The organism is Paenibacillus sp. T2-29 (genome assembly GCF_052921365.1).
Genome location: NZ_JBREVE010000002.1, coordinates 374,775 through 400,362, shown reverse-complemented (window position 1 = coordinate 400,362; position 25,588 = coordinate 374,775). Strand labels below are relative to the sequence as shown.

Sequence of the window (25,588 nt, the reverse complement as noted above, 5' to 3'; positions counted from 1 at the left end):
CCTTTGACTTGGGATTCTTACATATAAATGTCTTACACAATCCGAAGAATCCCACGGCAACAGCGATCGTAAGATCAAATCGAGCCCGTAGCGGGCTACTCAACCTTGCCCCATTCGATCACCAACCAATATAGAGAGGAAGTGGAGATTTATGAAGCTCGTACTTTTGTCTGGTGGTTCCGGTAAAAGATTATGGCCGTTATCCAACGATTCCCGTTCCAAACAATTTTTGAAGGTACTGGAGAGCCCGGAAGGGATTTCGGAATCCATGGTACAGCGGGTATGGAGACAATTGGGAGACAACGGATTATCCGAATCCTCGTTTATTGCGACAGGGAGAGCGCAGGTCGAAATGATCCAGAGTCAAATCGGATCGAATACGCGCATCATTGTTGAGCCGGAACGCAGAGATACTTTTCCTGCGATTGCGCTGACAGCGACTTATCTATATTCCATTGCGGGTGTTTCGCCTGATGAAATTATAGCTATATTGCCTGTAGATCCTTATGTAGAGGATGCATTCTTTGCTTCCGTAGCCCAACTCGAACATACACTTCAGGAGAGTGAAGGCAAGCTTGCATTAATCGGGGTTGTCCCTTCCTATCCTTCAGAGAAATACGGTTATATTATTCCGAAAAACGATGCCACTCAAGGTAGCACAGGCTACCGCGAAGTGAGCCATTTTCAAGAGAAACCCGACCGGGAGCAGGCGGAGCGTCTAATAGAACGCAATGCTCTATGGAACTGCGGGGTTTTTGCATTCAAATTAAGCTATTTGCTGGATATTTTGGCATCCAAGGGCCTGCCGCTGAATTATGAAGAAATGCAAAAACAATATGCATCTCTGGAAAAAATCAGCTTTGACTACGAAGTAGTCGAGAAGGAAAAAGACATCGTGGTGCTTCCGTACGATGGTTTTTGGAAGGATCTAGGAACCTGGAATACACTCACAGAAGAGATGTCTCATCAGCAAGTGGGTAGAGGGGTAGTAACGGAAGATTGCGTCAATACGAGTCTTATTAATGAGTTGGACATTCCTGTGGCGATCATTGGAACGAATGATCTGATTGTAGCCGCTAGCCCAGATGGCATTCTTGTGACCAATAAGGCAGAAAGTCCACGCATCAAGGAAGTGCTCAAGGCTCATGATCAGCGTCCAATGTATGAAGAACGTCGTTGGGGACAGTATCGGGTTGTAGACTATGTAAAGTATGACGAGGGTAATGAGGTACTGACCAAACGAATCCGCGTACACAAAGGTAAAAATATCAGCTACCAGCTTCACTTCAAACGAAGTGAAATCTGGACCATTATTAGCGGCGAAGCGGAAATTATTTTGAATGAGAAGCTGCATAAAGTAAAGGCCGGTGACGTAGTTCGCATCCCTGAAGGGACGAAGCATAGCATTTTGGCTGTAACCGATGTGGATTTGATTGAAGTTCAGACTGGCTCTGAGTTGGTTGAAGAGGATATTGTACGCTTTTGTATGGATTGGAATGAAATTTCTCGTCATCAATTTATCTCGTAATTATTTGCGTAAAAACGTAAAAAAGAAGATTTGATGAAAAATAATGGCCCAAACTGTCGAAATTGGGCGAAAACCTGTAAATTCATGAACATGACCTATTAAATTTTGGTAAAAAAAAGTCGATACTTAGGGTAAGAAGGAATCCAAACTCCTTCCAACGATAAACGCAGCCCTGTCGAAAGACTGGTACGCAAAGCTAAAGGGCCTTCCCGTAAGGATGGCAGCCTGGCTACCGAAAGGAAGAGCTAAAGTGAGATTCAATTTTATTCCTCTGTATCGACTGATACGTCATGTACTCCCCGTTGTTATACTTTTTTCTTTGTTTCCCGTCGGCTTTGGTGATTCTCTGTCTGTGGTGAATGCCGCTTCATTACAACCTGTTAATTCGGACGCTTCTACTCAGGCCCGTGAACTATACAATTATTTACTCAGCATCTCTGGAAAGAAAACAGTCACTGGTCAGCATGATTATTTGGAAAGTCCAGATGAATTAAGCAACAAGGTCCAAAAAATCAGCCAGGCGTATGTGGGTCTGCACGGCTATGAGATGGGAGCCATCTCTGGTCAATCCGACACTACAGAAGCAGCACAACGTAAAAATGTTGTCGATAGCGCTATTCGTTGGAGCAGAGCTGGTGGCATTGTGACGATGACTTTTCATGAAGCGTTGCCGGGTAGACCGCTGACTTGGGCCAATGTGCAGGCGAAAGTAAGTCAGGCGGAGTTCAATAAATACGTGACACCAGGCACTACGCAGTATAACCTCTTCATTGCCGATCTGGATAAGGTCGCTGTATCGTTAAAGCAGCTTCGTGATGCAGGTGTTCCAGTATTGTGGAGACCTTATCATGAAATGAATGGTGACTGGTTCTGGTGGGGAAACAAAAACAATTTCAATCAGCTATGGAATATCATGTACGACCGTTTTGTAAACACGCATCAGTTGAACAATCTGCTGTGGGTGTGGAGTCCCAATGCTCCCAATTCCTACACTGTCCCGTATACCCCGAAATATCCGGGGGATGACAAAGTGGATATTTTGGCAGTAGACATCTACAACAATGATTTTAAGCAAAGTCATTATGAAGGACTGCTCGGGTTGGCACGGAATAAGCCGATTGCCATTGGCGAGCATGGTGAGATGCCTAGCTCTGAGGTGTTGCAGGCACAGCCCAAATGGGTGTATTCCATGACTTGGGGCAAGATGCTGATTGAGAATAACACAACCAATCAAATACAGGATTATATGAACGATTCGAGGAGTTTGACACGGGATGATGTGAAAAATGGGCTGGCAGCAATCCAACAACCTGGGGCAGATGTGCCGACTTTACCGGATGAGGGACAAAGTGAGCCTATCCCGGTTCCGCCAGTAGTAATCGTACCTCCAGCTCCGACTCCTCCTTCTGTTCCTGATGTAGTATATGTGAACGGGCTGCGGGGCGAATATTTTAACAATATGAATGTGAACGGCAGTCCTGTTTTGATCCGTACAGACAGCAAGCTGGATTATAACTGGCGCGCCGTTGCTGCTGATCCCAAGGTAAATGCCGACCAGTTCTCGGTTCGCTGGACAGGTAAAATCAAACCACAATACAGCGAGACCTATACATTTACAACGATATCCGATGATGGTATTCGCGTATGGGTAGACGGCAAGCTGGTGATTGACAGTTGGTTCAAACAAAGCTGGACAGAGCGTAAAGGCAGTATTGCTTTGGAAGCAGGTAAAATGGTAGATCTAAAAGTGGAATACTATGATGAAAAAGGCGATGCGATGGCTCGTCTGATGTGGGAAAGTCAGCATGAAGCGAAAGCGGTGGTTCCCGGAAACGCTTTGTTTCTTCCTTGATAGATACTCTTTCCCGGTCATAAATTTTGAGGAGAGAGGGTGTATCATATGATGAAAAAATGGTTGACCCATAGGTATACGGTCGTATTATCCGGATTACTAGGTGTCGCAGCTCTAACCATGATCGCTTGGTTTATATACACGCCTTCAAAAAGTGCAGAATTGCAGACGGATAAGGTAGCGGCGGCCAGTCCAGTATGGAAGCTGGGCCAGAGGGATGACTCTTCAGCGGAATTTAAAGGAGTGGTCGGTAGGGATAATATCGAAATTTCTGCAGCAGCAGCTTCTACTGAATCCTCTGCTAAAGGAACATTCTCGGCGTTGTCGGAAGCAGAGAGTACAACAGTTCCGGTATTGCTCAGCAGTGGAGATATTCCTCCAGGTTTGAATGCATCCACGAATCCAGAACTGTCACTTCAGTATAAACTGAATCAGGTTCCTCCCAATGGTATGATATTCCGTGTTCGGATTTTGGATGCGGGCAAAGCGGTGCCGCAGATGGCTGTCTTTTCAAATCACCAGCTGTCTGGAATTATTCAGATTGCCGGGGTATCCGGTACTGGGAGTACGTATAACTTCAAAAATAACTACGAGCTGTATATCCCCAAAGAACAATTGCAAAGCGGTGTTAACGTACTCAAGCTAAAGACAGCGCGCTGCCTATACTGCTCCTCTGCAGAAGATAAAAATGTGTGGTGGACTTGGGATGACTTGAGCTTGGAGACGTTAGCTTCCCCTGCGGCCGAACCAGTACATGGGAAATATATACTGACCGGTACGAATGTGAATAATAAAGAATTTTATTATGATCAGGGTGCAGTTAAGCATCTACCTTACGTTCTCAAATGGCTGGGAATTGCTTATAGTGGCAACGTCATGAGGGTAACTTGTGCCAGTAATGTAGGCAAGGCATGCACAGATGTGGATGATTACTATCAAACGTTAAAGCAGTATAATATGCAATCGTCTGCTTTGTATCTATACACAGGTGATATCAAGCTGCAAAAAGATGGTACTCTGCCAGAGACGGCCAAGCAAAAGTTGCGTGATTATGTAAAAAAATACGGTTCATACCTTCAATATTATGAAGTAGATAACGAACCTGGATTGTTTAACCGTTCCAAGGCGGTAGACCTGGCTGTGGCTAAGTGGTTGAATACGGAAGGCAAGCAATTGGCACCGCATCTCAAAACCGTAGCGCCGGGTTGGGCCTACTGGCCGACATACTCTACCAAGGCGTGCAAAAATCAAACCGGAGGTACGCAAAAATGCGGTGATCCGGATGGATGGGAACGGGACCCGGCGCAGCGTAAACAGCTGGAAGAAGTCACCGACCTGACCAACGGACATGCCTACGGTGAATCGTATAATGAAGAGGGCGGGGGCAGCTTCGTTCAGAATTTGAAAACCTTCGGTGGTTCGAGCAACGGACTGGCGAAAAAGATGCTAAACACGGAGTTTGGTACTAACGATACGCATCGAGACAATCCTGATTACGGGGCTAGTCAGCCACAAGCAGCTGCATTCGATCGGATTATGCGATCGCAAATCGGGTTTGCCGATATGTTTATCCAGCACGCTGCTTTTTATAAGGATTATACGCTGTTTAAAACGGGCTTTGATCTGCAAAGTCACAACCCGGCTAACACGGAAATTTATCCGTTTGGGCAAGGACAGGACACTCGCGTTAAGATCATGAGACGCTTGAGTCTAGCGTATGCTACGCATGGTAAACCGCTGACTTATACCATACTGAATCCAGAGGAGACGAAGGATAAGATGGTCTATGTTCGCGCGGTGGATACATCCAAGCTTAAACCACTGTCAGGTAGCGGCGCTACCTCGAACAAATTGCTGGTGAACCTAGTGAATTTTGAATCCACAACGCAGACCGTTCGTGTGCGGGTAACGATGCCGAAAGCTGGCTTGTACACGGGGGAACGTTTCGGAGCGGGTTCCACCTACTCTCAGGCGCAGCGATCCATATCAGGTCTCAAGGCTTCTCCTGCCCTTGATTTCGAAGAAAAGCTGGGTCCTGGCGAATCGGTACAATATATTTTGGAACTAAAAAGTACAGATCAAACCACGGCCTCTGCCCCAACAGAGGTAAAAGCAGCCTCAATTCAGGATGGGGCGGTGAAGATTAATTGGCTTCAAGCAGAAGGCATATCATCCTATGATGTGCTGCGTGCTGACCGTACAGACGGTGCCTATCAGGTGATTGCCTCGCAAGTAGAAGGAAGCACGTATACGGACCGCACCGTAAAAGCTGGAAGTCATTACGTCTACAAAGTCCGAGCGACCGGAGGTACTCAGGTTTCTCAGGCAGCCGAGGTTGCTTAGTTACACCGGAATGCATATAGGACCTTACCTCATGAATATCTAACATCATTCCGAAAGAAAGCAAAAAAGAACCTATCAGGAGAAAATAGGACCTGACAGGTTCTTTTTTATTTGTAAATCGTTCTGAATTGCCAATACTTTACGTATAATGGAGAAAAAAATAAGAAAATCCTTTTATATTCTCGTCATAAGACGACAACATTGCAGGTATGTATTCATATATAATAGTTTTGTTCATGACTATACATACATGGTTTGTAGGGAATTTCTTTCCGGTGACCAAGACTAATAAAGTGAGGTTAGTGCTGAATGAACAAGGAAACAGAATTAGGGGGGAATGGCCCTCTTCTTCGAGACAACGCACGGAAAGCAGGCAAAGCAGCCATCCACTTGGACATCCGGAACATTTTGCTCCAATGTGGGATCACGACACCAGAATGGCTGGAGGGCGATGCTGATAGAACGAAGTACCGGAAAGACAAGCGCGTGTAATTTTCAGTTGCTGGTCCTACTTGAGCAAAACATCAAGCAGCGGCGCGTTCCTTATTCCATCATTCGTTCCATTCGAACAAACGCGATAAAACGTTTGGCTTCTTCCTCAGACAAGGTGCGTCCGTCAATCGTCAGGTTAAAACGTTGCAGGATATTCTCGTCGGACAGTTCAAGCTGATCCACAAATTCCCTCACATCTGAATCCAATATTGCTGTCGGGTGGCTCGTACGTCCCACCAAATAATCGATGGTTACCTCGAAAATATCAGCGAGCTTGGTCAGGGTCTCAAAGTCTGGCTTGCGTCTATTTTTTTCATAGTGAGAAAGAGCCGCCCGCGTAATTCCGAGGGATTGCGCTAATTCCTCTTGTTTTAGTCCCTTATGTTCTCGTAATTCAGCGATGCGGGTTCCATAATTCATCTGTTTTTCCTCCTGAAGGCAAGGTTAAGAGAGGTAAGAAAAGCAATTTTGCGCTTGACAAGATACAATTTGTATCATAAATTAATTATGTAAGTTACATAACGTATCTTTATTTCATAGTTTTCACTGATATCTTCATTTATATACCCTTAAGAGGCCAACGATGATTGAGCATTTTGTGCTTATTCGCTGGCTAGACCTTCTATGCGCTATTATACAACATTTTACTATAGATTAGAGGGTCATGCATCGTTCTTTTCCCCGTCATGCAGAGGATCAGTACAAGCGTTATTCATCGAAAACAAGTCAAGCAGGGAGGACTGGTCTTGTGCAGTTAAAAGAGTACATCCGTTTGATCCGCAAAAGAATGTGGTTGATTGGTAGCATTGTACTGCTGGTGTGTACTGTAGTAGGCATAAAAAATGTATATTTTACCCCGCAGGTTTATGAAGCTACCGCCAAGCTCATTATTAATCAGACGCCACGACCGGACCGTGCAGGTGTCGTCGATTACAGTGTGGTGCAAACCAACATAGCCTTAACGAACTCCTATAAGCAAATTATGATCTCCTCGGCGATTATGGACCAGGTGGTCGCCAGCTTCCCCGATCTTAAGGTTACTCCGTCAGCTTTGGCGCAAAAATTAAGAGTAAACACCGCAGGTGATTCACAGGTCATGGATGTTACAGTCCGCGACTTATCGTATACGAAGGCTGTGAAAACCGTCAATGCGGTAGCCAAAGTATTCAAACGGCAAATCCCCTCTATCATGAAAATGGACAATGTCACCATCCTAAGCGAAGCCAGCCTGAATGATCCAGCAGTTCCCGTGAACAATAATCCCGCTATACAGATTTTTATTGCTTTTGCCATTTCTTTATTGCTGGGAATAGGCTTGGCGTTTTTGCTGGAGGTATTGGATGATACATTTAAAAATGAGGAAGATATTGAAAAAGAACTTGGTCTGCCTACCCTATCCCTGATTACAAAAATGAAAAAAGAAGATAGACGCTCTGACAGCTCTACTACAACTCCTAAACAGGTAGGTGAGGGACAATATGCCGCGATTAATCAATAATCAGCTCGTTACATCCTTGCATGCTCAGTCTTCCGTGTCGGAGGAGTACCGCATGCTCCGCACTAACATCCAGTTTTCTTCTATAGACGAGCCGATTGAGGTGATGATGGTGGCGTCCGCTCAGGCGGGTGAAGGCAGAACAGTCACGATTAGCAATTTGGCTGTAACCTATGCACAAGAAGGAAAAAAGGTGCTGGTTATGGACATGGATTTGCGTCGGTCCTCCTTGCATCATATGTTTGGTTTGCGCAATCATACAGGGCTTACACGGGTACTTGCCAATCAACAGACATGGCAGGATGTGGTTCAGGAAACCGGGATTGATCATCTGCATGCGATCACGGCTGGACCGAATCCACCCAATCCGTCCGAGATGCTCAGTTCCCGTAGAATGAAGGCTCTACTAGTTGAGCTCAAAGAACATTATGATGTGATTCTGATGGATACGCCACCCCTGCTGTCTTTTCCGGATGGCCTCATTGTAAGTGCCATGTGTGATGGTGTCATTTTGGTAGTGCAGGCAGGGAAGGTCAAAAAGGATGTCGTTAAGAAGGCGAAGGCAAATTTGGAAAGAGTAAAGGCCCGCATTTTGGGTGTAGTGCTCAATAACGTGAAGCGCCGCGCCGAGCGTGGTATGGAGGAACGCAATCTGACATGAATAAATCGGGGGAAATAAGAGTATATAAAATTCTTTTAACAATGAATAAATAATATTTATCAATAAAGAGTGAGGTGATGAGACGTGTCTTCTTCCCGCTCGAACGAGGCCAAAGTGCTGAGCGCGTCAGTGGATGTATATTTGGTCGCTCATGGGCTTGAACGACGACAAGGATGGAGCGTATATCCGTTCGTGAAGCGAAGTATGGACATTATACTGTCTTTTATTGGAATCATCGTACTGTGCCCGGTATTTCTGCTCGTCATTTTGTTGATCAAGCTGGAGGACCCCAAAGGAAGTGCATTATTTTATCAAATCCGTATTGGTAAACATGAGCGACCGTTTCGCATGATCAAATTTCGTTCCATGGTGTCTGATGCCGAGGCCAGATTGTCTGCATTGCTGGTGGAAAATGAAATTGAGGGTGCGATGTTCAAAATGCGGGACGATCCCCGAATTACCCGTGTGGGCCGCTTTCTTCGCAGAACGAGCATCGACGAACTACCGCAACTCTTCAATGTACTGCGTGGGCATATGAGCCTTGTAGGACCCAGACCCCCATTGCCAAGAGAAGTTCATGATTACACCATGAGGGATAAGCTGCGTCTGACGGTCACACCGGGCTGCACCGGACTATGGCAGATCAGCGGTCGTAATCATCTAAGCTTTGACCAGATGGTAGAACTGGATTTGGAGTACATATCTAGACGCAGCTTCCGCACGGATATGATCATCATGCTGAAAACATTCCGTGTGCTGCTGGGCTCCAAGGATGCATATTAAAGTCATTTTAACAAAGAGGGGTAGGAGAGAAGGATGGAGCTTCATTCCAACATTTATGTAGCAGGGCACAATGGACTGGTAGGTTCCGCTATTGTCCGAGCGCTTCAGAAAGCGGGATATCGTAATATTATTACTCGCACAAGCCGTGAACTGGATCTGCGCAATAAAGAGGCCGTAGATCATTTTTTTGATACAGAGCCCGTGGATTATGTATTTCTGGCAGCAGCCAAGGTGGGCGGGATTTTGGCCAATAACGAATATCCGGCTGATTTTATCCGTGACAATCTGCTTATACAAACCAATGTGATTGATGCGGCATACCGGAAGAATGTAAGCAAGCTGTTATTCCTAGGCTCTACATGTATCTATCCCAAATTTGCTCCACAGCCGTTGCGAGAAGAATATCTGCTTACAGGTGAGCTTGAGCCTACCAACGAGGCCTATGCGGTTGCTAAAATTGCCGGGATCACAATGTGTCAGTCCTACAACCGTCAGTATGGAACCCGTTTTATTTCGGTGATGCCTACGAATTTATATGGTCCGGGCGACAATTTTGATCTCCAAACCTCTCATGTGCTACCTGCGCTGATCCGCAAGTTTCATGAGGCTAAGCTGAATCAATCTCCGACTGTAGAAGTATGGGGCTCCGGTACGCCTCGGCGAGAATTTCTTCATTCGGATGATTTGGCTGATGCCTGTCTATTCCTGATGAATAACTATGAGGGAAATGAGATTGTAAATATTGGTGTGGGTGAGGATATTTCCATCCGTGAGCTAGCTGAACGAGTCAAAAATGTAGTCGGCTATGAGGGCGAAATTACTTTTAATACTTCCGTTCCTGACGGAACGCCGCGCAAGTTGGTAGATGTATCTCGGATTTCCGGGCTGGGCTGGTCGGCGCGTATTTCACTAGAAGAAGGATTAAGGTCTGTATACCAGGCATTTCAAGGTCTGGATCTGGTTGAACAATAAATAACGGTGGGGGAATTGGAATGAAAAAAGCGCTGATCACTGGGATTACCGGACAAGACGGGTCTTATCTGGCTGAGTTGCTGCTGTCCAAGGATTATGAGGTGTACGGGGTGCGCAGACGAACCAGCACACCGAACTTTGAAAATGTAGCGCATATCCAAAATGACATTCACTGGCTTTCTGGTGATATGACCGATCTGGCTTCGCTGATCGAAGCCGTCCGTCAGTCCAACCCGGATGAAGTCTACAACTTGGCTGCTCAATCCTTTGTAGCGGCCTCATGGCCGCAGCCCTTGGCTACAGGGCAAATTACAGCATTATCTGTCACCAATATGCTGGAGGCCGTTCGAATTGCCAAGCCGGAGGCGCGCTTTTATCAGGCTTCAAGCAGCGAGATGTTCGGTAAGGTACTGGAGACGCCGCAGACAGAAATGACCCCGTTTTACCCACGTAGTCCTTATGGTGTCGCCAAGGTGTACGGCCATTGGATTACAGTCAACTACCGCGAAAGCTTTGATATGTTTGCTTGCTCCGGTATTTTGTTCAATCACGAATCGCCCCGCCGAGGGTTGGAGTTTGTAACACGCAAAGTGTCGGATGCAGTAGCTCGTATCAAGCTGGGATTGCAGCAGGAGCTGCGTATGGGGAATTTGGATTCCCTGCGAGACTGGGGTTTTGCAGGGGATTATGTAAAGGCGATGTGGCTGATGCTTCAGCAGGATCGACCAGATGATTACGTGATTTCCACGGGAGAAATGCATTCTGTGCGTGAACTGCTGCAAATTGCTTTTTCTCATGTAGGTTTAAATTACGAGGATTACGTCGTGATTGATCCGCAATTTGTTCGACCGGCAGAGGTAGATCTATTGCTTGGCGATTGTGCCAAGGCGAAGGAAAAGCTGGGCTGGCGATTGGAAGTCGGCTTCGAGCAGCTTGTTCGTATGATGGTGGATGCAGACTTGGAGCGTGTAAAAAGGCAGGCTGCAGTCGAAGCTTCTGTCGTCGTGTAAGAGGTGGAGAGGCCACCCGCCTGGCCGGGGGGTCTCTTCGTTGTACATGATTTCAGCTGTATGACAGCTCAACAGACATAAAGCAATGCTTAAGGTCATTTTTCAAGATGGAGTAGAACATATGACATTAGTCAAGAAACGTGCCAAACCGCGCAGAAGTTTGCTGGTGAATACATCCTGGCTGTTCGGTGACAAAATGATTCGCATGGTATTCGGGCTGGCGGTTAGCATCATCATGGCGAGAGTGTTGGGACCAGAGGAACTGGGAAAATGGAATTATGCGGAATCCTTTTTCGGGATGTTCCTGATTTTCACGACCCTTGGCTTTGATTCTATATTAGTACGCGATCTTGTCAAACACCCTAAGGATGAGCACGAGCTATTGGGTACGGCGGTTCTGCTGAAGTTGTTAGGTACTTTGGTAGCCATTGTACTGTCCTATTCCTTTATTTCACTGCTCAGACCGGAAGACAGCTCAGTACGGTTAATTAATCTGATTCTGGCTACGGCCTCGGTCTTTCAGTTGTTTGATATTATCGACTACTGGTTTCGTGCACAGATGTTGTCCAAATATACGGTTGTTGCCAAGAATACCGCCTTTGTCCTCGGTTCCACCGTCAAAATCATTCTATTGTTGTCCGGTATTCCAATATGGGCAGTGGCGTTGTGTGCTCATGGAGAGTTTCTGCTGGGAAGCCTGCTGCTGCTGTATTTCTTCCATAAGGAAGGACGGCGTGTGAACAAGTGGACGTTCCGCTTCACAACTGCTCGGCGAATCATGAATCACAGCTGGCCGCTTATTTTGTCCTCCTCCGCTGTATATGTACAGGCACGGATTGATCAGGTCATTATCGGTGAATTGTTGGGAAACGAAGCAGTCGGGCAATACTCCGTTGCACTCCGACTCATCGAGGTGCTGGGCTTTATCCCGGTGGTGCTAACGACAGCCTATGCCCCGGTGGTGACGCGTTCCAAGCAGAAAGGAAGCGACGAATACAGACGGACGTTGTCTAACGTGTATCGGCTGATGTTTATATGCTTTCTTGTGACATCAGTCCCCTTATTTTTTCTATCCCAATGGGTAGTAGTTGTGCTGTATGGGAGAGAGTTTGCTGAAGCAGGCTCGCTGTTGTCATTGTTTGCGATTCGTCTATTTTTCACCAACTTTAGTGTCGCCAAAAGCTTGTTTATCACCAATGAAAATTTGTTCAAATACACGTTGCTGACCTCGGTAATAGGTGCGGTTACGAATATCGCCTTCAATTACGCGCTGATCCCATGGCTTGGGGTTCGAGGGTCCTTAGTGGCGACGATATTGTCCTTTACGATATCTGTATTTCTAATGGATTTGTTGTTTAAGGAAGTCAAAGCCAATTTGGGTTGGATGATGAAGTCAATCCTGACCTTCTGGCATGTTCATATTACAGTACCGAAAGTTGGAGAGAACAATCATGATACCGATTAAACCATTTGTTCGGCATGAGGAACAGTGCCCGCATTGTGGAGACACGTTACGTGGGGGAGAGGTACTGTGGCAGGGAATCCACGTATGTGTCAGTACTAAGTGTGAGGGTTGCGGACGTGAATATCTTGAGGATATGAGGGTCGGTCATGCGACGTATTCACCTTATCGTGTAGAAATGCCTGACTATATCCTGACCGGTGATGCGAAGTCAAGAAAATGGCTCGGAGAGCCTTTGCGGCAATCCTTGATGAATCCTTCCTATGATTTAGCAGTCGGTATGACCGTGCATAAAAAGAAAGCTTCTTCGCGTGTGATCATTGTCAACACCATAGATTATTTGTATGGTCATGCGTTGCTTAAGCTGCTGAATGTTCAGCGCGAATACGAGCAATCACCGGAAATGGGGATCATCGTTATTGTGCAAAAGTCGCTGGAGTGGATGGTGCCGGCATATGTGTCTGAAATTTGGACGGTCGATGTGCCGTTCAGCAAGGCACGAAACTTTTATCCTCTGCTACATCATCGGATGATTGAGGAATTGATACGTTTTGATGAGGTGTATGTCAGCCCGGCATATTCACATCCCAGCCAGTTTGAAATTGAGCAATTTACAGGGGTCTCCCGTTATGACGAGGAAGTTGAGTCGGATCCACGCATCACCTTTGTATGGAGGGAAGACCGTTTGTGGAGCGGTAGCTATCATATTGCCAGAGCGGTGCAAAAATTCCCACAGCTCAAACGTGGCCTGAAACCGCTAATTTATCACCAACGCAGCAAAATCATTGGACTGTTCCGCAGACTGAGAGAAAGCTTTCCTGATCATCGTTTTACAGTTGCGGGACTTGGACGCACGGGAAGCTTCCCGGCATGGATTTCTGACGAGCGCGTCTCACGCTTCGATCGGGATAGTGAAATGCGGGTATGTGAGGTGTACGCAGCCAGCCGATTAGTCATTGGCATTCACGGCTCCAATATGCTGCTGCCTTCTGCACATGCAGGTATGACGATTGATTTGATGCCTAAGGACCGATGGGGCAATTATGCCCAGGACATTTTATTTCACGAAACGGATCATCGGCTTACAGCCTACAAATATCGCTTTGTACCGATGGAATCGAGCGTGACTTTGGTAGCGGATATGGCAGCCGCCCAGCTTAAAGGGGCAGACCATTTTAGTATGCAGATGATGGAGGAAAGACAGCGGCAGGGGGAACATTCAAGTTGGAGGGGAAAGGCCGCTACGGGACGGGTTTGATCTTCCGATCGCTGTTGACGTGGGATTCCTTGGTTTGAATAAGCCCTATAGAGGGCGGAATCCCACGTCAAAGGCGAACGCTGACGCTTCTCCAGATTCAAACCCTTACCCTCCGCTATCCACCGCCGCCCAAAAGAATTTCCCCCAGCCTATAAGGTGGGGGAGGTAAGAGCCGCCTGGCGATAGCTGCGCCCTATCGCCGCGGACTTCACACCGAGCATGCAACCGGTGTAATTAATGCTCTGCTTAGTTCTCTCTCAAGGCGAAAGAACTTGGTGAATAGTACTCACGGCAAGCGACAGTCAAGCCTAGTTAAAGCATCTTGCTCAGCTTAGCGGTAGTATAGCCATGCTTGCTTGTGAGCGTGCCATAACGTGCCAAGCTTACAAGTTGTTTGACGAAACAACGCCCTGTATGTATTCGCACGCGTATATCGCGCAGCGATGGCACTTTATGCCAGCATCCCCTTTTTTAAGATGGGTGACTTTATGGAAACAGGGCTCAGCAGCGGAGTGGATGGAATCGTTCTGAAGAAGCGATAGCGTTCGCCTTTATCCCCGGATTTTAACCTTTAAAGGGGTATATAAATCAGATGAAATCCGGGGGTAACAGCGATCGGAAGAATGATCCATCCACGCAGCGGGCTCTAAACCCCGCATGCCATAACTCACCCAATATGAAATGGCAGGAGTACTGATGATGATTCCAAAAATATTGTATCTTCGCAACTTTGCCAGCAAGGTGAATGGAGCCTCATACAATTTGCAGGAAGTCGGCTTGGGTAAAGCGCTCGTCCGTAAAGGCTACGATTGCGATATTGTTTACTACAATGATCGTAAGGAGACCCATCTGGAACAGGTCTACCGCCACGCAGGCTGCACCTTGCGCATTATCTGGCTGCACGGGTTCAAGTTCTTAAGCAACAGCATCTACAGAGATGTTCTCAAAGATTCTTTTCTGGCAGCTTATGATCTGGTCATTACTACAGAATACAACCAGATCATGACCTACCTGCTTTCCCGCAAATGTCCCGAAAAGCTGGCGCTGTATCACGGTCCATACCGAGATAATACGCATGCGCTGATCCGCAAACTGTACGATGTTATGCTGCTGCCTAAGGTGACAAAGTCTCTACGCCGAACCTATGTCAAATCCGATCTTGCCAAGCGCTATCTGGAGAATAAAGGCTTTGACAACGTGATAACGATTGGGGTCGGACTGGATCGCAGCAATGTAGAGAGAGGATTCAACAGTGACGACAACAGTGGAGCGCGTGAGGAAAACCGTGAGGTTGCGAATGAGCTGCGTCGGATCGGAGATCGCCCGGTGCTGCTGTATGTCGGTGTGCTGGAGGAACGGAGAAATATACGTTTTATGCTGAGTACGTTCAAAAGAGTACTCCAAAAGCATCCTGGCTGCCTTTTGTTAATGGTTGGGAATGGACGGAAGATAGATACGGATCGTTATTGGGCATATGCCCAGCAACTGGGGTTGACAGATAGAATTATACATTTTCCAATAGTGGAGCAACGTCATCTGTGGCAGATTTACGGAGCAGCGGATGTGATGCTGTTTCCGACCCAATACGATATTTTTGGCATGGTACTGCTGGAAAGCATGTTGTTCCGCGTCCCGATTATTTCTTCGGTGAACGGTGGCTCGGTTACCTTGATTGAGGACGGAGTAAGCGGAGTGATGCTGAGAAGCTTTTCGGAAGAGGAATGGGCTGGCCGTATAGGCACGTTGCTGGAGGATGCTGAGCTTAGACAAAGCCTAGCCGAGAAAGCATTTCTTACGATCGAGCGTATGTCGTGGGATCGGATTGCAGATGAAATCGTAAGCCAGCAACGGATCAAACCCATGAGCTCCAATCACGCTATGCAATCAACACAGGAAAGTGGGGCGGCCACGTGAGTCAACAGGTTAGCAGACGAATGACCCCGCCTGTAAGCAAAGTACTGATCATCCATAACTTTTATCAGCAAAGTGGGGGAGAAGACAAGGTTGTCGAGCAGGAATCGGCTATGCTGCGTTCCAGAGGAATAGAGACGGAGCATTACTATGTGCATAACGACAGCATTCAAAGCAAAGGATTGGCCAACATGGCAAAGCTGGCGGTAGAGGCAACCTGGTCCTTCCCAGAATTCAAAAGGATCAAAGAGCTGCTTTTGCGAGTGAAACCGGATGTGGTACATGTGCACAATTTTTTCCCGGTCATATCCCCTTCGGTCTATCATGCCTGTGAACGGCTGGGGATTCCGGTTGTCCAGACCCTGCATAATTACAGGCTGATCTGTCCGGCGGCAACCTTTATGCGAGGGAATGAAGTTTGTGAAAAATGCCTGCACGGCACGCTGTTGCACTCCATCCGTCATGGATGTTACCGAGGCTCGCAGCTGCAGACGATTCCGGTGGCGGCGATGATTAAGTTCAACGAGCTGATCGGCACATGGCAGCACAAGGTAAGTCGCTATATTGCGCTGACGGAGTTTGCACGGGACAAATTTGCCGAAAGCGGCATTCCGCTGGACCGCATCGCAGTAAAACCGAATTTTGTCCATCATCAAACGGTGAAAGCCAAGTATGATCCCAATGATCGTTATTTGTTGTTCGTGGGGCGGATTTCAGCTGAAAAAGGGGTTCGCAATCTACTGCAAGCCTGGTCACAGCTGGAAGATCGGGGCGGATTGAGACTGGTCATCATTGGAGATGGTCCGGAAAAGGCTGAACTGGCGGCTGCTCATCAGCAGGAAGATATTCGGTTTCTCGGCAAGCAAGATGGAGACACGGTGCTGGACTGCATGAGCCGGGCCATGTATGTGATGGTGCCTTCTATTTGGTATGAAGGTTTTCCGATGACGATTGTAGAGTCCTATTCCGTGGGAACGCCGGTATTGTGCAGCCGAATCGGCGCATTGGAGGAAGTTGTGGAGGACGGGGTGACGGGTTTCCATTTTCAACATGATGATCTGGAAAATATAAAGACCGTGATTCGCCGTGCAGTAGCCTATGAGAACTATGCAGCTATGAGACAGAAGGTGGCGCAAAACTATGCTGCACACTATACGGAAGAAGTGAATGTGAAGCAACTGCTGGCGATATATAGCGAGGCCATGGAGGAATGTGATTATGAAGCAGCTGCCCCAGTATAGAGTCGGAAGGATTGCGAGCACAGATGTTGCAGCGCTGACGTTTCAGGAGACGGTACATACGCTGGAACAATGGGCAGTCGGACGAAAGGACAGCTATGTATGTATTTGCAACACCCATTCCATTGTCACGGCCGGGAATCAGCCCGAGTTCCACGAAGCGCTCACTCAAGCTGATTTGTGTACTCCAGACGGTATGCCACTTGTATGGGCGCTCAAGCTGTACGGGTTTGAGCGTCAGGATCGGGTGGATGGTCCCAGTTTGATGCTCAAGTTGTGCGAACGTGCGCCACAGACGGAGGTGAGCGTATATTTTTACGGCAGTACGCCGGATACGCTGGATAGCTTAAAAGACAGGATAGGACAGGATTACCCTGGAATTCGTATCGCGGGCAGCTTTTCACCGCCATTTCGTGAACTTCAGCCAGATGAGGAGAAGCGGATCATTGAGGAAATCAATGCCTCAGGTGCGCATATCATATTCGTCAGTCTGGGCTGTCCGAAGCAGGAAATCTGGATGCATCGCAACAAGGATCGTATCCGTGGCGTGATGATTGGAGTAGGGGCTGCCTTTGACTATATTACAGGTAAGGTTCGCAGGCCACCGCTAATGATACAAAGATTGGGACTGGAATGGCTGTACCGTCTGATCTGTGAGCCAAAGCGTTTGTGGAAGAGGTATGCCTATAACAATCCAATGTATATCTATCGTTTTCTCAAATCCTATCGACATAATAAAAGGCTCACGCTCTATCATAATCGGCATAGAGGGAGAGGCATAGAGAAGTAAAGCGGGGCAAAAGTACAGTGAAATAAGACAGCATGTAAAAAGGGGGAATTGCTTTGAAGCTATGTGTAATAGGTGCCGGGTATGTCGGACTGGTGTCAGGGGTCTGTTTTGCCGCGCTTGGCAATACCGTCGTCTGTATCGATCAGAATGAAGATAAAATTCGGCAATTGCGTGCAGGCGGGGTACCGATTTATGAACCAGGCTTAAAGGCTCTAATTAAAGATAATGTGGAGCAGGGTCGGCTGAGCTTTACAACAGATACCGCAGCTTCGGTGCAGGCAGCTGATATTGTTATTTTGGCGGTAGGTACGCCTTCATTGCCGAGTGGTGAAGCCAACTTGTCCTATATTGAAGAAGCAGCGTGCGAGGTGGCAGATGCCATGAATGGCTACAAGATCATTGTTACCAAAAGCACGGTTCCTGTCGGAACGAACGAGCGTATTCAAAATTGGATTGCTAGTCGCACGAACTATCCTTTTGGTGTTGCTTCGGTTCCTGAATTTTTACGAGAAGGCTCGGCGGTCATGGATACCCTACAGCCAGATCGAATCGTCATTGGAGCTTCCGATCCGCATGTATCCGCAGTACTAACTACTCTGCATGAGCCGCTGACCACGAATATCTTAACCACGGATATCCATTCGGCCGAGATGATCAAGTACGCGTCGAATGCTTTTTTGGCGACCAAAATTTCGTTTATTAATGAGATTGCAAATATTTGTGAAAAGGTGGGTGCAGACGTTACACGCGTGGCACACGGTATGGGGCTGGATCAGCGGATCGGTTCCTCCTTTTTGTCTGCTGGCATCGGTTATGGTGGTTCGTGTTTTCCCAAGGATACGCAGGCTTTAATTCAAATTGCAGGCAACGTGGACTATGAATTTAAGCTGCTGAAATCCGTGGTGGAGGTGAATCAGGGACAACGTTTTAACGTGATTCGCAAGCTGAAAGAGGCACTAGGTGAGCTGGAAGGAGCTACGATTGGCATATGGGGGCTGGCATTCAAACCGAACACAGATGATGTAAGAGATGCCCCGGCGCTGGATATTATGCAGTCGCTGTTGGAGGCAGGGGCGCATATTCGTGCATATGACCCGATTGCTACTGCTAACTTCCGCCGATTGCTGGACAGCCCGGAAATAAAGTGGGCCGATAGCGCGCGGGAAGCAGCAGAAGGATGCGATGCATTGTGTCTTTTGACGGAATGGGAGGAGTTTGGTGAGGTCGGACTGGGTGAACTGAATGAGCTGATGAAGTATCCCATTATGATTGACGGGCGCAATGTGTATAGGGAAGAACAAATTAGACAATCTGCCTTTGCATACTATTCTGTTGGCAGACCACAGATGAACAATCTGGATATAGATCGTCATCATTCTGTAGTGAATCCGTAAAGGGAGGATGACTATGAAACGATGGCTGAAGATGACATTGGGGACTGTGGCGTTATTGGTTGTAGGAGGTGCTGCCTATACCGTCTATGTGTATCATTCCTTTAAAACAGCGGCTGATGCGATGTATCATCCGCGCAGCATCGTGCAGCCCGGAGCGGTCTCTACCCTTGCGACAGGCGGAGCAGGGCACTCCGCAGGAACAAACACTGGAACAAGTACACCCAATCCGGCAGCCATCTCTCAGTTTAAGCCGTTCACCGTGCTGGTGCTGGGTATAGATCGGCGACCGCACGATCCAGGACGATCCGATACGATGATCGTTCTATCTATGAATCCCGCCAAGGGTTCGATATTAATGTTCAACATTCCGCGTGATACGCGAACAGAGTTGATCGGTAGAGGGCGTGAGGACAAAATCAATCACGCGTTTGCTTTTGGGGGCGTGGATATGTCGATCCGTACGGTAGAGCATTTTTTGAACCATCCGATAGATTACTATGTACAAATAAATATGGAAGGGTTTGCGAAAATGGTGGATCTTGTGGGGGGAGTGGAGGTCTACAATCCACTTGATTTTCAGTATGAGGGGCATCATTTTGCGCAGGGGAATTTGAACTTGAACGGAGTAGAAGCATTGGCCTATGCCCGTATGCGATTTGATGATCCGCGTGGGGATCTCGGGAGAAATGCTCGCCAGCGAGAACTGCTCAAGCAAATTCTTGCCCAGTCCATCAGCAAGGAAGGGCTGTTGCGAGTAAAACCGATACTGGAGGCAGCGGGGGAGCAGATTCGCACAGACATTACCTTTGATGATATGACGACCTTTCTGACCCGGATCGGCCCGTCCCTTAAGCAGATGGATACCGTTGAGGTGAAGGGACATGGGAGCAAAATCAACGGCGTGTATTATTACATCGTAGATGAGCAGGAACGCCAACGTATCCATGGAGTGCTGGAGAAACATTTGGTCACCACTTCTGCATCGCCTTAGACATCCCTTATGCAGGCAAATGTCCTATAGGGAGGACCCGCTATTCTCTTCTAAACTCACCTTGTCCTACATACATCTGTAGAGTATTCGGTATAGTCCAACAGAGGGAGGGACATATGTGCTGCTTAGAAGGAGAGCGGCTTCGGCGTTCGTCCGTAAGCTACTGTATTTTGCAATCCTATGTGGATTGCTATGGCTGCTGTGGATGGGTCTGCGTGGGGTGATGTCTACGGGGGAAGGGGATCAAGCCGTAGAAGCGCTGAACGAGTTCTACACGATGGAGCAATCGGGGAATTTTGGCGGCTCCTGGGAGCTTTTTCATTCACAAATGAAGAAGAAATTCGAGAAGTCCACGTATGTACAGCAGCGTGCGCACGTTTTTATGCAGGATATGGGGACGGATACGTTTACGTTTGAACTGGGGGAGCCGCAGGTAGAATATGACATTCGTACCGATCCAAATGGGGAAGATTTAGGGAAGGTTTACCGTATTACGGTCACTCAGCATTACAAGACCCGATTCGGTAATTTTGATATCGTACAGCCTTGTTATGTGACGCAGGAAGATGAGGAGTGGAGGGTGCTTTGGATATACAAGGAAAAGGAACAGACGTGATATGGTGTTCCCAAAGGTGTTTCTGAAAGGATAAATATGGTACAATACTTCCAAAACCGGAAATGTACAGTAAAATGGATGACAGCTTCACTCCGGATGGAAGGAGTTTCATAGCATGCAGCAAGCGACAGGGCAGGTTCCCGTCATACGTATGGAGGGTGTGAGTAAAATCATTTCCTCAAAAGCGATCGTGGACAATCTGACACTGGAGGTTCCGGCCGGACAGGTATTTGGTTTTCTCGGACCCAACGGTGCGGGAAAAACGACCACCATTCGTATGATGGTTGGCCTGATTTCGATCAGCAAGGGTGATATTCATATTTGCGGAGACAGCATCAATACCGATTTTGAAAAGGCTGTTTCCCATGTCGGTGCGATTGTTGAGAACCCGGAGATGTACAAGTTTTTGACAGGCTATCAAAATTTGCAGCATTTTGCGCGCATGTCTCCAGGGGTGACCCAAGAGCGTATAGATGAAGCGATTCGTCTGGTGGGACTCGGAAACCGAATTCACGATAAAGTCAAAACCTACTCGCTCGGGATGCGACAGCGACTCGGAGTAGCTCAGGCGATTTTGCATCGTCCGAAGCTGCTCGTGCTGGATGAGCCGACCAATGGCTTGGACCCGCAGGGTATTCGTGAACTGCGGGATTATTTGCGTCAATTAACCCGTACGGAAGGAATTACGGTGTTTGTATCGAGTCATTTATTGTCCGAAATGGAGCTGATGTGCGACCGCGTGGCCATTATTCAAAGCGGGCGGTTGGTAGATATCAAGCAGTTGAAGAATACAGAGGGAGAAGTGCAGACGGCGGAAATTGCTTTTGAAGTCAATGATGCCGAGCAAGCTTATACGCTTGCTGGAGCAGGGCGCGTCGAAGGCAATCAACTACTGCTTCACCTGGAGCGGGAACAGATTGCAGAGATGAACAGTCTGCTGGCTGCAAATGGAGTCAAAGTGTACGCCATTAGCCCGGTTGCCCGTACGTTGGAAGATCAATTTTTGGAAGTGACGGGAGGCGGGTCCATTGGCTGATTTCTTCAAGCTGGTACATAATGAAAATCTCAAAATCTACTTGCGTGTGCGCACATGGATCATGCTGGGGCTGCTGGCAGTCATCACCGCTGTGATTCCGATGCTGATTTCTCTGGTTTCCGATCAGGTCAGTGTGTGGGATGGCATCGCATTGACAACGTTATTTACATTTTTCCTCAATACGACGTTTACGGTCATTGTAGCTGCTGATTCGGTGGCTGGTGAATTTACATGGGGAACGATTAAGCTACTGCTCATTCGCCCTTGGACTCGCAGCAAAATTCTGTTGTCCAAGTATATATCGGTGATTTTGTTCAGCTTGCTCGGAACGATCGTTTTGGTTTTGATGGTTACGCTGTCCTCCTGGCTGATGTTATCGAAGGACGCACCAGCGGGCTCTGTTCCGCTGTTCAGTGATCCGGTATCTTACGTAACGCTGAACTTTTTGTATAGCTATATCGCCCTATTCGTGACCATGGCTTTTGCATTTATGTTATCTGCGGTGTTTCGTTCGAGCGCTTTGGCGATTGGTTTGTCTTTGTTTATGATGTTCACCAAAACAGTGTATAACTCAATTGGTTTGTTCAGCACAGATCGTTTTGAATGGACCAAATACGTACTCTTTACGCATATGGATCTGAAAAAATATCTAGATATGCCGCCGGGTACAGTAACTTCCGATCTAACCTTTTCGCTCACTGTGTTGGCTGCTTATTATGTGGTTTTTATCGCAATTGCCTGGGTGGTTTTCGTAAAACGCGATGTTTCAACCTAAACACGTATCTCTTAGAATGTGTGATTTAATCATACGAGGATTTTGGCAAAATGCTAAGATCACAAAAAGGAAGTCCAATGCCTAGCCATTTGGACTTCCTTTTTTGCTATATATTCTGTAAGTGGGGGTATATTGTAATCTATTTTCAGCAAGAATCAATCAATAGGGTCGGTTTGCGTTTAAAGAAGTAGAGAGAAACAGAACAGGGGGCGCATGATATGCTGCAAAATAATCGTTTTTTTCGTCTGACTTCAGGAATCGTCATGCTATTGCTCATCATTTACTTGGGCACCAAAGTAAGCTTTATATTCAGTCCTCTCGTATCCTTGGTCAGCTTACTGGTTGTACCGCTGATGCTATCTTTTTTCCTCTATTATTTATTGAGACCGATCGTAGATGTCATGGAACGTAGAAAAATCAAACGATCGATTTCCATATTACTGATTTATTTGGTCATTGGCGTGTTACTGTTCCTCTTCTCATGGGGAGTATGGCCTACGCTCCGTGATCAGGTGACCAATTTATTTGAGAATGCGCCGAAGCTCATTAAAAGTCTGGTTGATCAATTAAGCCAATGGCGGCATAATCAATCCTTGAGACAAGTGCTGCCTCCGGGTGAAGACCCGCTGTCACAACTGTCAGATACGTTAAACGAAGCTTTTTCAACGCTGTCAGATTATTCGGTAAAGCTGGTATCGTTCGTATCCTACTTTTTTATCGTATTGGCTACCTTTCCCATATTGCTCTACTACATGCTGAAGGAAGGAAGCAAGTTTGGTCCTAAAATGCTCAACTTCTTTCCTAAAAAATATCATAAGGACGCGCTGGAAGTGATGGAGGATATTGATAGTGCACTCAGCAGCTTTATCGTCAGTCGAGTGCTGATCAATGTCGCGTTGGGCTTGATGATGTTCCTTGGATTTTTGATTATTGGTTTGCCTTATGCTTTGCTACTTGCCGTTATTTCGATTTTCCTTAATTTTATTCCCTATGTGGGGGCAGTAGCTGCTTCTATACCTGTGGTTATCATTGGATTTCTCGAATCGCCTTCCATGGCGCTCTGGTCGCTGGTGGTGGTGATCGTTGCACAGCAAATTCAGGATAATTGGCTGTCACCGATTGTCTTTGGCAAGCAACTGGACATTCATCCGTTGACTGTCGTCATTTTATTGCTAGTTGGTGGCGATCTACTTGGGATCTTGGGTATCATTTTGGTTATTCCATTGTATATGTGTGGCAAAATCGTCATGCGCAAGGTATACCATTTATTTTTGGAACGCAGAGTGGAGGATATTATGGAGTAAATGGAGGCTTTGCTGGAAATATAAGGAGTGTGAGCCGCCCTATCCCGCTTCGGGTTGTAGGGAGGCTTGGCTGTCCTCATTGTCTTGGCTGAAACTGGATTGATTTTCATCATCTGATTTCTCTATAGCAGCTGGCGACTCTGCCTCCATAGTTTGGTTCATTTGACTCGTGCCGTTCAGTATGCCGCCTTCAGAAATGACCAATGTAGGGGTCGCCGTATTTCCATATAGTTCGCCTGTCGGTGTAATGGTCAGCCGTCCTTCCGCGGTGATGCTGCCGAATACCTTGCCGGCAAGAATGACGTCCCGTGCAATGATGTCCGAACGTACAACTGCTGATTCTCCAATGACGACAGTACGAGTGCTATAGATATCGCCCTGGAAATGACCGTCAATGCGAATATTGGCCTCTGCCTCAATCGTACCTTCAAAGCTAGTGCCGTTAGCGAGCAGTGTATCCGTCGCCGGGGTGGAGAGCTTTTTTTTGGATTCCTTGAACATGAACGTTTTCCTCCAATCCTTTATGGTAAGTATTTTGCAAAATCCTTATTGTACATACAGCAATGGATCGACAGGTTGGTTATGCTTGACGATCTGAAAATGAAGATGAGGTCCCGTGCTTCTCCCTGTACTTCCCAGCAGGCCAATGGTCTGTCCTTTGTGAACACGGTCCCCGGGAGCTACCTGCATCCCGCTTAGGTGCATATACCAGCTTTGGAGTCCGTCAGGATGCTGAATGATGATGCAATTGCCACGGGCTCCGCTGGAAGCGGCCTCCAGCACAGTGCCTGCCCCTGCCGCATAGACAGGATCACCGGATTGACCGGCAATGTCCACGCCAGAGTGAAAAGCGGATCTACCTGTAAATGGGTCGCTGCGGTAGCCGAAGCTGGAGGTCATGCGCCGCGAACCAACAGGCCAAATGGAGGGCCTCCCTTGTTCAGCAAGTGCCAGTCTGCGGGTCTGGAGCAGCTGTGCGGCTTGTTGGCGCTCCAGGTTCTGCTGGACGGCGTTTGCCTGTTGAATAGAGCGCGGAACCGTACGCTCCACAGTGTCTAGCAGAGCTTCGATTTCCTGAAAATCATCCATGACCTGGCGGGCTAGAAGAGCTGTATTTTCATGCACTGCGATCAATTCACCCCCGGTATGGCCGGAAGTATCCCAGGAGAGCGGAGTTATGGTTGATTTATTGCTGCTTGCGCTGGAGGAATTTCCGTGTTTACGAATGAATTGCTGCATTTGTTGTTCCAGCTCTGTTACACGCTGGAGACGTTCGCGAATACTGGTGGCTTGATTCGTCAGCTCCATGACTTCCTGCCGCAGTCGCCCAATGGCTGCGTCTTTGTCTGCTACTGTGACCTCCATCTGCAAACTCTGGACAGCAAGATTGGTTTCCATTTGGGAAATAATATGGGAAGAACGGATTTGCAGCCCGATCACGAGCGTAGAGATTGATGCGATCACAAGGGTCGGGACGAGAATGACAGCGGCTGCGGAGCATTGTAGCTGCTTGGGCGGTTGCTGTGCATCCCGAATGACAAGCAGGGTCATCCGGCGATTTAGGCTTCCTTTTTTCATAATCGCTCCTTTCCGGACATCGCTCCTATAGTGCTTGGTTACTATCTATTCAGCTTAAGAGGCAAACATGTCAAAAAAATTGGAGCTTTGTATAAAACG

At 47.4% G+C, this 25,588-nt stretch carries 23 protein-coding genes and 1 riboswitch; of the genes, 20 read left to right on the top strand and 3 right to left on the bottom strand.

All coding sequences use genetic code 11. The features are described from left to right. The first annotated feature begins 151 nt into the window (after window positions 1–151). From ACU1JV_RS07595 to ACU1JV_RS07580, 4 genes are all read left to right on the top strand, one after another. The gene (locus ACU1JV_RS07595; protein WP_025678054.1) at window positions 152–1,528 is read left to right on the top strand and encodes a sugar phosphate nucleotidyltransferase; all 1,377 of its coding nucleotides are present in this window, start codon (window positions 152–154) and stop codon (window positions 1,526–1,528) included. Between the two features lie 155 nt (window positions 1,529–1,683). Then, a riboswitch (cyclic di-GMP riboswitch) is annotated at window positions 1,684–1,765 on the top strand. A 13-nt stretch (window positions 1,766–1,778) separates the two neighbouring features. Beyond that, entirely contained in the window at window positions 1,779–3,380 is a 1,602-nt protein-coding gene (locus ACU1JV_RS07590; protein ID WP_413985724.1) for a glycosyl hydrolase, read from the top strand. Between the two features lie 48 nt (window positions 3,381–3,428). Then, window positions 3,429–5,723, top strand: coding sequence for a hypothetical protein (locus tag ACU1JV_RS07585; RefSeq protein ID WP_413985725.1), 2,295 nt, complete (start codon window positions 3,429–3,431; stop codon window positions 5,721–5,723). A gap of 309 nt (window positions 5,724–6,032) precedes the next feature. Beyond that, window positions 6,033–6,215, top strand: coding sequence for a hypothetical protein (locus ACU1JV_RS07580; protein ID WP_013369830.1), 183 nt, complete (start codon window positions 6,033–6,035; stop codon window positions 6,213–6,215). 51 nt (window positions 6,216–6,266) lie between these two features. Here ACU1JV_RS07580 and ACU1JV_RS07575 read toward each other — a convergent pair whose 3' ends face one another. Continuing rightward, entirely contained in the window at window positions 6,267–6,635 is a 369-nt protein-coding gene (locus tag ACU1JV_RS07575; protein WP_013369831.1) for a helix-turn-helix domain-containing protein, read from the bottom strand. A gap of 328 nt (window positions 6,636–6,963) precedes the next feature. Here ACU1JV_RS07575 and ACU1JV_RS07570 point away from each other — a divergent pair, with 328 nt between their 5' ends. From ACU1JV_RS07570 to ACU1JV_RS07495, 16 genes are all read left to right on the top strand, one after another. Further along, window positions 6,964–7,713 carry a YveK family protein gene (locus ACU1JV_RS07570; protein WP_013369832.1) on the top strand — a complete coding sequence of 250 codons (750 nt, stop codon included), beginning with the start codon at window positions 6,964–6,966 and terminating at the stop codon, window positions 7,711–7,713. Further along, complete coding sequence (locus ACU1JV_RS07565) at window positions 7,694–8,371, top strand: CpsD/CapB family tyrosine-protein kinase (protein WP_025678062.1); 678 nt, start codon at window positions 7,694–7,696, stop codon at window positions 8,369–8,371. The genes ACU1JV_RS07570 and ACU1JV_RS07565 overlap by 20 nt, the downstream gene beginning before the upstream one ends. 84 nt (window positions 8,372–8,455) lie before the next feature. Next, entirely contained in the window at window positions 8,456–9,154 is a 699-nt protein-coding gene (locus ACU1JV_RS07560; protein WP_413985726.1) for a sugar transferase, read from the top strand. A gap of 33 nt (window positions 9,155–9,187) precedes the next feature. Next, window positions 9,188–10,126, top strand: coding sequence for a GDP-L-fucose synthase family protein (locus ACU1JV_RS07555; protein ID WP_025678064.1), 939 nt, complete (start codon window positions 9,188–9,190; stop codon window positions 10,124–10,126). 20 nt (window positions 10,127–10,146) lie between these two features. Continuing rightward, on the top strand, window positions 10,147–11,136 hold the full coding sequence (gmd, locus tag ACU1JV_RS07550; RefSeq protein ID WP_013369836.1) for a GDP-mannose 4,6-dehydratase: 990 nt from the start codon (window positions 10,147–10,149) through the stop codon (window positions 11,134–11,136). A 121-nt stretch (window positions 11,137–11,257) separates the two neighbouring features. Then, the gene (locus tag ACU1JV_RS07545) at window positions 11,258–12,601 is read left to right on the top strand and encodes a flippase (RefSeq protein ID WP_013369837.1); all 1,344 of its coding nucleotides are present in this window, start codon (window positions 11,258–11,260) and stop codon (window positions 12,599–12,601) included. Next, window positions 12,588–13,856: a hypothetical protein gene (locus ACU1JV_RS07540; RefSeq protein ID WP_413985727.1), complete on the top strand. Its 1,269-nt coding sequence runs from the start codon at window positions 12,588–12,590 to the stop codon at window positions 13,854–13,856. The genes ACU1JV_RS07545 and ACU1JV_RS07540 overlap by 14 nt, the downstream gene beginning before the upstream one ends. 699 nt (window positions 13,857–14,555) lie before the next feature. Then, window positions 14,556–15,770, top strand: a complete 1,215-nt coding sequence (locus ACU1JV_RS07535) for a glycosyltransferase family 4 protein (protein ID WP_413987552.1) — start codon at window positions 14,556–14,558, stop codon at window positions 15,768–15,770. Further along, window positions 15,767–17,008 (top strand): glycosyltransferase family 4 protein, encoded by a 1,242-nt coding sequence (locus tag ACU1JV_RS07530; RefSeq protein ID WP_413985728.1) that lies wholly within the window; start codon window positions 15,767–15,769, stop codon window positions 17,006–17,008. The genes ACU1JV_RS07535 and ACU1JV_RS07530 overlap by 4 nt, the downstream gene beginning before the upstream one ends. Continuing rightward, the gene (locus ACU1JV_RS07525) at window positions 16,986–17,795 is read left to right on the top strand and encodes a WecB/TagA/CpsF family glycosyltransferase (RefSeq protein WP_413985729.1); all 810 of its coding nucleotides are present in this window, start codon (window positions 16,986–16,988) and stop codon (window positions 17,793–17,795) included. Before ACU1JV_RS07530 ends, ACU1JV_RS07525 begins: the two co-directional genes overlap by 23 nt. A 53-nt stretch (window positions 17,796–17,848) precedes the next feature. Beyond that, the gene (locus ACU1JV_RS07520; RefSeq protein WP_413985730.1) at window positions 17,849–19,189 is read left to right on the top strand and encodes a UDP-glucose dehydrogenase family protein; all 1,341 of its coding nucleotides are present in this window, start codon (window positions 17,849–17,851) and stop codon (window positions 19,187–19,189) included. Between the two features lie 13 nt (window positions 19,190–19,202). Further along, window positions 19,203–20,180 carry an LCP family glycopolymer transferase gene (locus ACU1JV_RS07515; RefSeq protein WP_413985731.1) on the top strand — a complete coding sequence of 326 codons (978 nt, stop codon included), beginning with the start codon at window positions 19,203–19,205 and terminating at the stop codon, window positions 20,178–20,180. Window positions 20,181–20,298: 118 nt separating this feature from the next. Then, complete coding sequence (locus tag ACU1JV_RS07510) at window positions 20,299–20,796, top strand: hypothetical protein (protein WP_025678077.1); 498 nt, start codon at window positions 20,299–20,301, stop codon at window positions 20,794–20,796. A 115-nt stretch (window positions 20,797–20,911) separates the two neighbouring features. Next, complete coding sequence (locus ACU1JV_RS07505) at window positions 20,912–21,832, top strand: ABC transporter ATP-binding protein (protein WP_013369845.1); 921 nt, start codon at window positions 20,912–20,914, stop codon at window positions 21,830–21,832. Then, a complete protein-coding gene (locus tag ACU1JV_RS07500; protein ID WP_090736341.1) occupies window positions 21,825–22,607 on the top strand; it encodes an ABC transporter permease in 783 nt (260 codons plus the stop codon). Before ACU1JV_RS07505 ends, ACU1JV_RS07500 begins: the two co-directional genes overlap by 8 nt. A gap of 218 nt (window positions 22,608–22,825) precedes the next feature. Then, window positions 22,826–23,911 carry an AI-2E family transporter gene (locus ACU1JV_RS07495; protein ID WP_413985732.1) on the top strand — a complete coding sequence of 362 codons (1,086 nt, stop codon included), beginning with the start codon at window positions 22,826–22,828 and terminating at the stop codon, window positions 23,909–23,911. Between the two features lie 39 nt (window positions 23,912–23,950). On the opposite strand, the gene ACU1JV_RS07490 is transcribed toward ACU1JV_RS07495, so the two are convergent. Continuing rightward, window positions 23,951–24,412, bottom strand: a complete 462-nt coding sequence (locus ACU1JV_RS07490) for a bactofilin family protein (protein WP_137078044.1) — start codon at window positions 24,410–24,412, stop codon at window positions 23,951–23,953. Window positions 24,413–24,457: 45 nt separating this feature from the next. Beyond that, the gene (locus tag ACU1JV_RS07485) at window positions 24,458–25,489 is read right to left on the bottom strand and encodes a M23 family metallopeptidase (protein WP_014599540.1); all 1,032 of its coding nucleotides are present in this window, start codon (window positions 25,487–25,489) and stop codon (window positions 24,458–24,460) included. Window positions 25,490–25,588: the final 99 nt, after the last annotated feature.

Excerpts from the sequence above, each read along its gene's own strand:
- ACU1JV_RS07595 (WP_025678054.1), top strand. The coding sequence starts at position 152 with ATGAAGCTCGTACTTTTGTCTGGTGGTTCCGGTAAAAGATTATGGCCG.
- ACU1JV_RS07585 (WP_413985725.1), top strand. The coding sequence starts at position 3,429 with ATGATGAAAAAATGGTTGACCCATAGGTATACGGTCGTATTATCCGGA.
- ACU1JV_RS07580 (WP_013369830.1), top strand. The coding sequence starts at position 6,033 with ATGAACAAGGAAACAGAATTAGGGGGGAATGGCCCTCTTCTTCGAGAC.
- ACU1JV_RS07575 (WP_013369831.1), bottom strand. The coding sequence starts at position 6,635 with ATGAATTATGGAACCCGCATCGCTGAATTACGAGAACATAAGGGACTA.
- ACU1JV_RS07565 (WP_025678062.1), top strand. The coding sequence starts at position 7,694 with ATGCCGCGATTAATCAATAATCAGCTCGTTACATCCTTGCATGCTCAG.
- ACU1JV_RS07555 (WP_025678064.1), top strand. The coding sequence starts at position 9,188 with ATGGAGCTTCATTCCAACATTTATGTAGCAGGGCACAATGGACTGGTA.
- gmd (WP_013369836.1), top strand. The coding sequence starts at position 10,147 with ATGAAAAAAGCGCTGATCACTGGGATTACCGGACAAGACGGGTCTTAT.
- ACU1JV_RS07545 (WP_013369837.1), top strand. The coding sequence starts at position 11,258 with ATGACATTAGTCAAGAAACGTGCCAAACCGCGCAGAAGTTTGCTGGTG.
- ACU1JV_RS07540 (WP_413985727.1), top strand. The coding sequence starts at position 12,588 with ATGATACCGATTAAACCATTTGTTCGGCATGAGGAACAGTGCCCGCAT.
- ACU1JV_RS07535 (WP_413987552.1), top strand. The coding sequence starts at position 14,556 with ATGATTCCAAAAATATTGTATCTTCGCAACTTTGCCAGCAAGGTGAAT.
- ACU1JV_RS07525 (WP_413985729.1), top strand. The coding sequence starts at position 16,986 with ATGAAGCAGCTGCCCCAGTATAGAGTCGGAAGGATTGCGAGCACAGAT.
- ACU1JV_RS07515 (WP_413985731.1), top strand. The coding sequence starts at position 19,203 with ATGAAACGATGGCTGAAGATGACATTGGGGACTGTGGCGTTATTGGTT.
- ACU1JV_RS07505 (WP_013369845.1), top strand. The coding sequence starts at position 20,912 with ATGCAGCAAGCGACAGGGCAGGTTCCCGTCATACGTATGGAGGGTGTG.
- ACU1JV_RS07495 (WP_413985732.1), top strand. The coding sequence starts at position 22,826 with ATGCTGCAAAATAATCGTTTTTTTCGTCTGACTTCAGGAATCGTCATG.
- ACU1JV_RS07490 (WP_137078044.1), bottom strand. The coding sequence starts at position 24,412 with ATGTTCAAGGAATCCAAAAAAAAGCTCTCCACCCCGGCGACGGATACA.
- ACU1JV_RS07485 (WP_014599540.1), bottom strand. The coding sequence starts at position 25,489 with ATGAAAAAAGGAAGCCTAAATCGCCGGATGACCCTGCTTGTCATTCGG.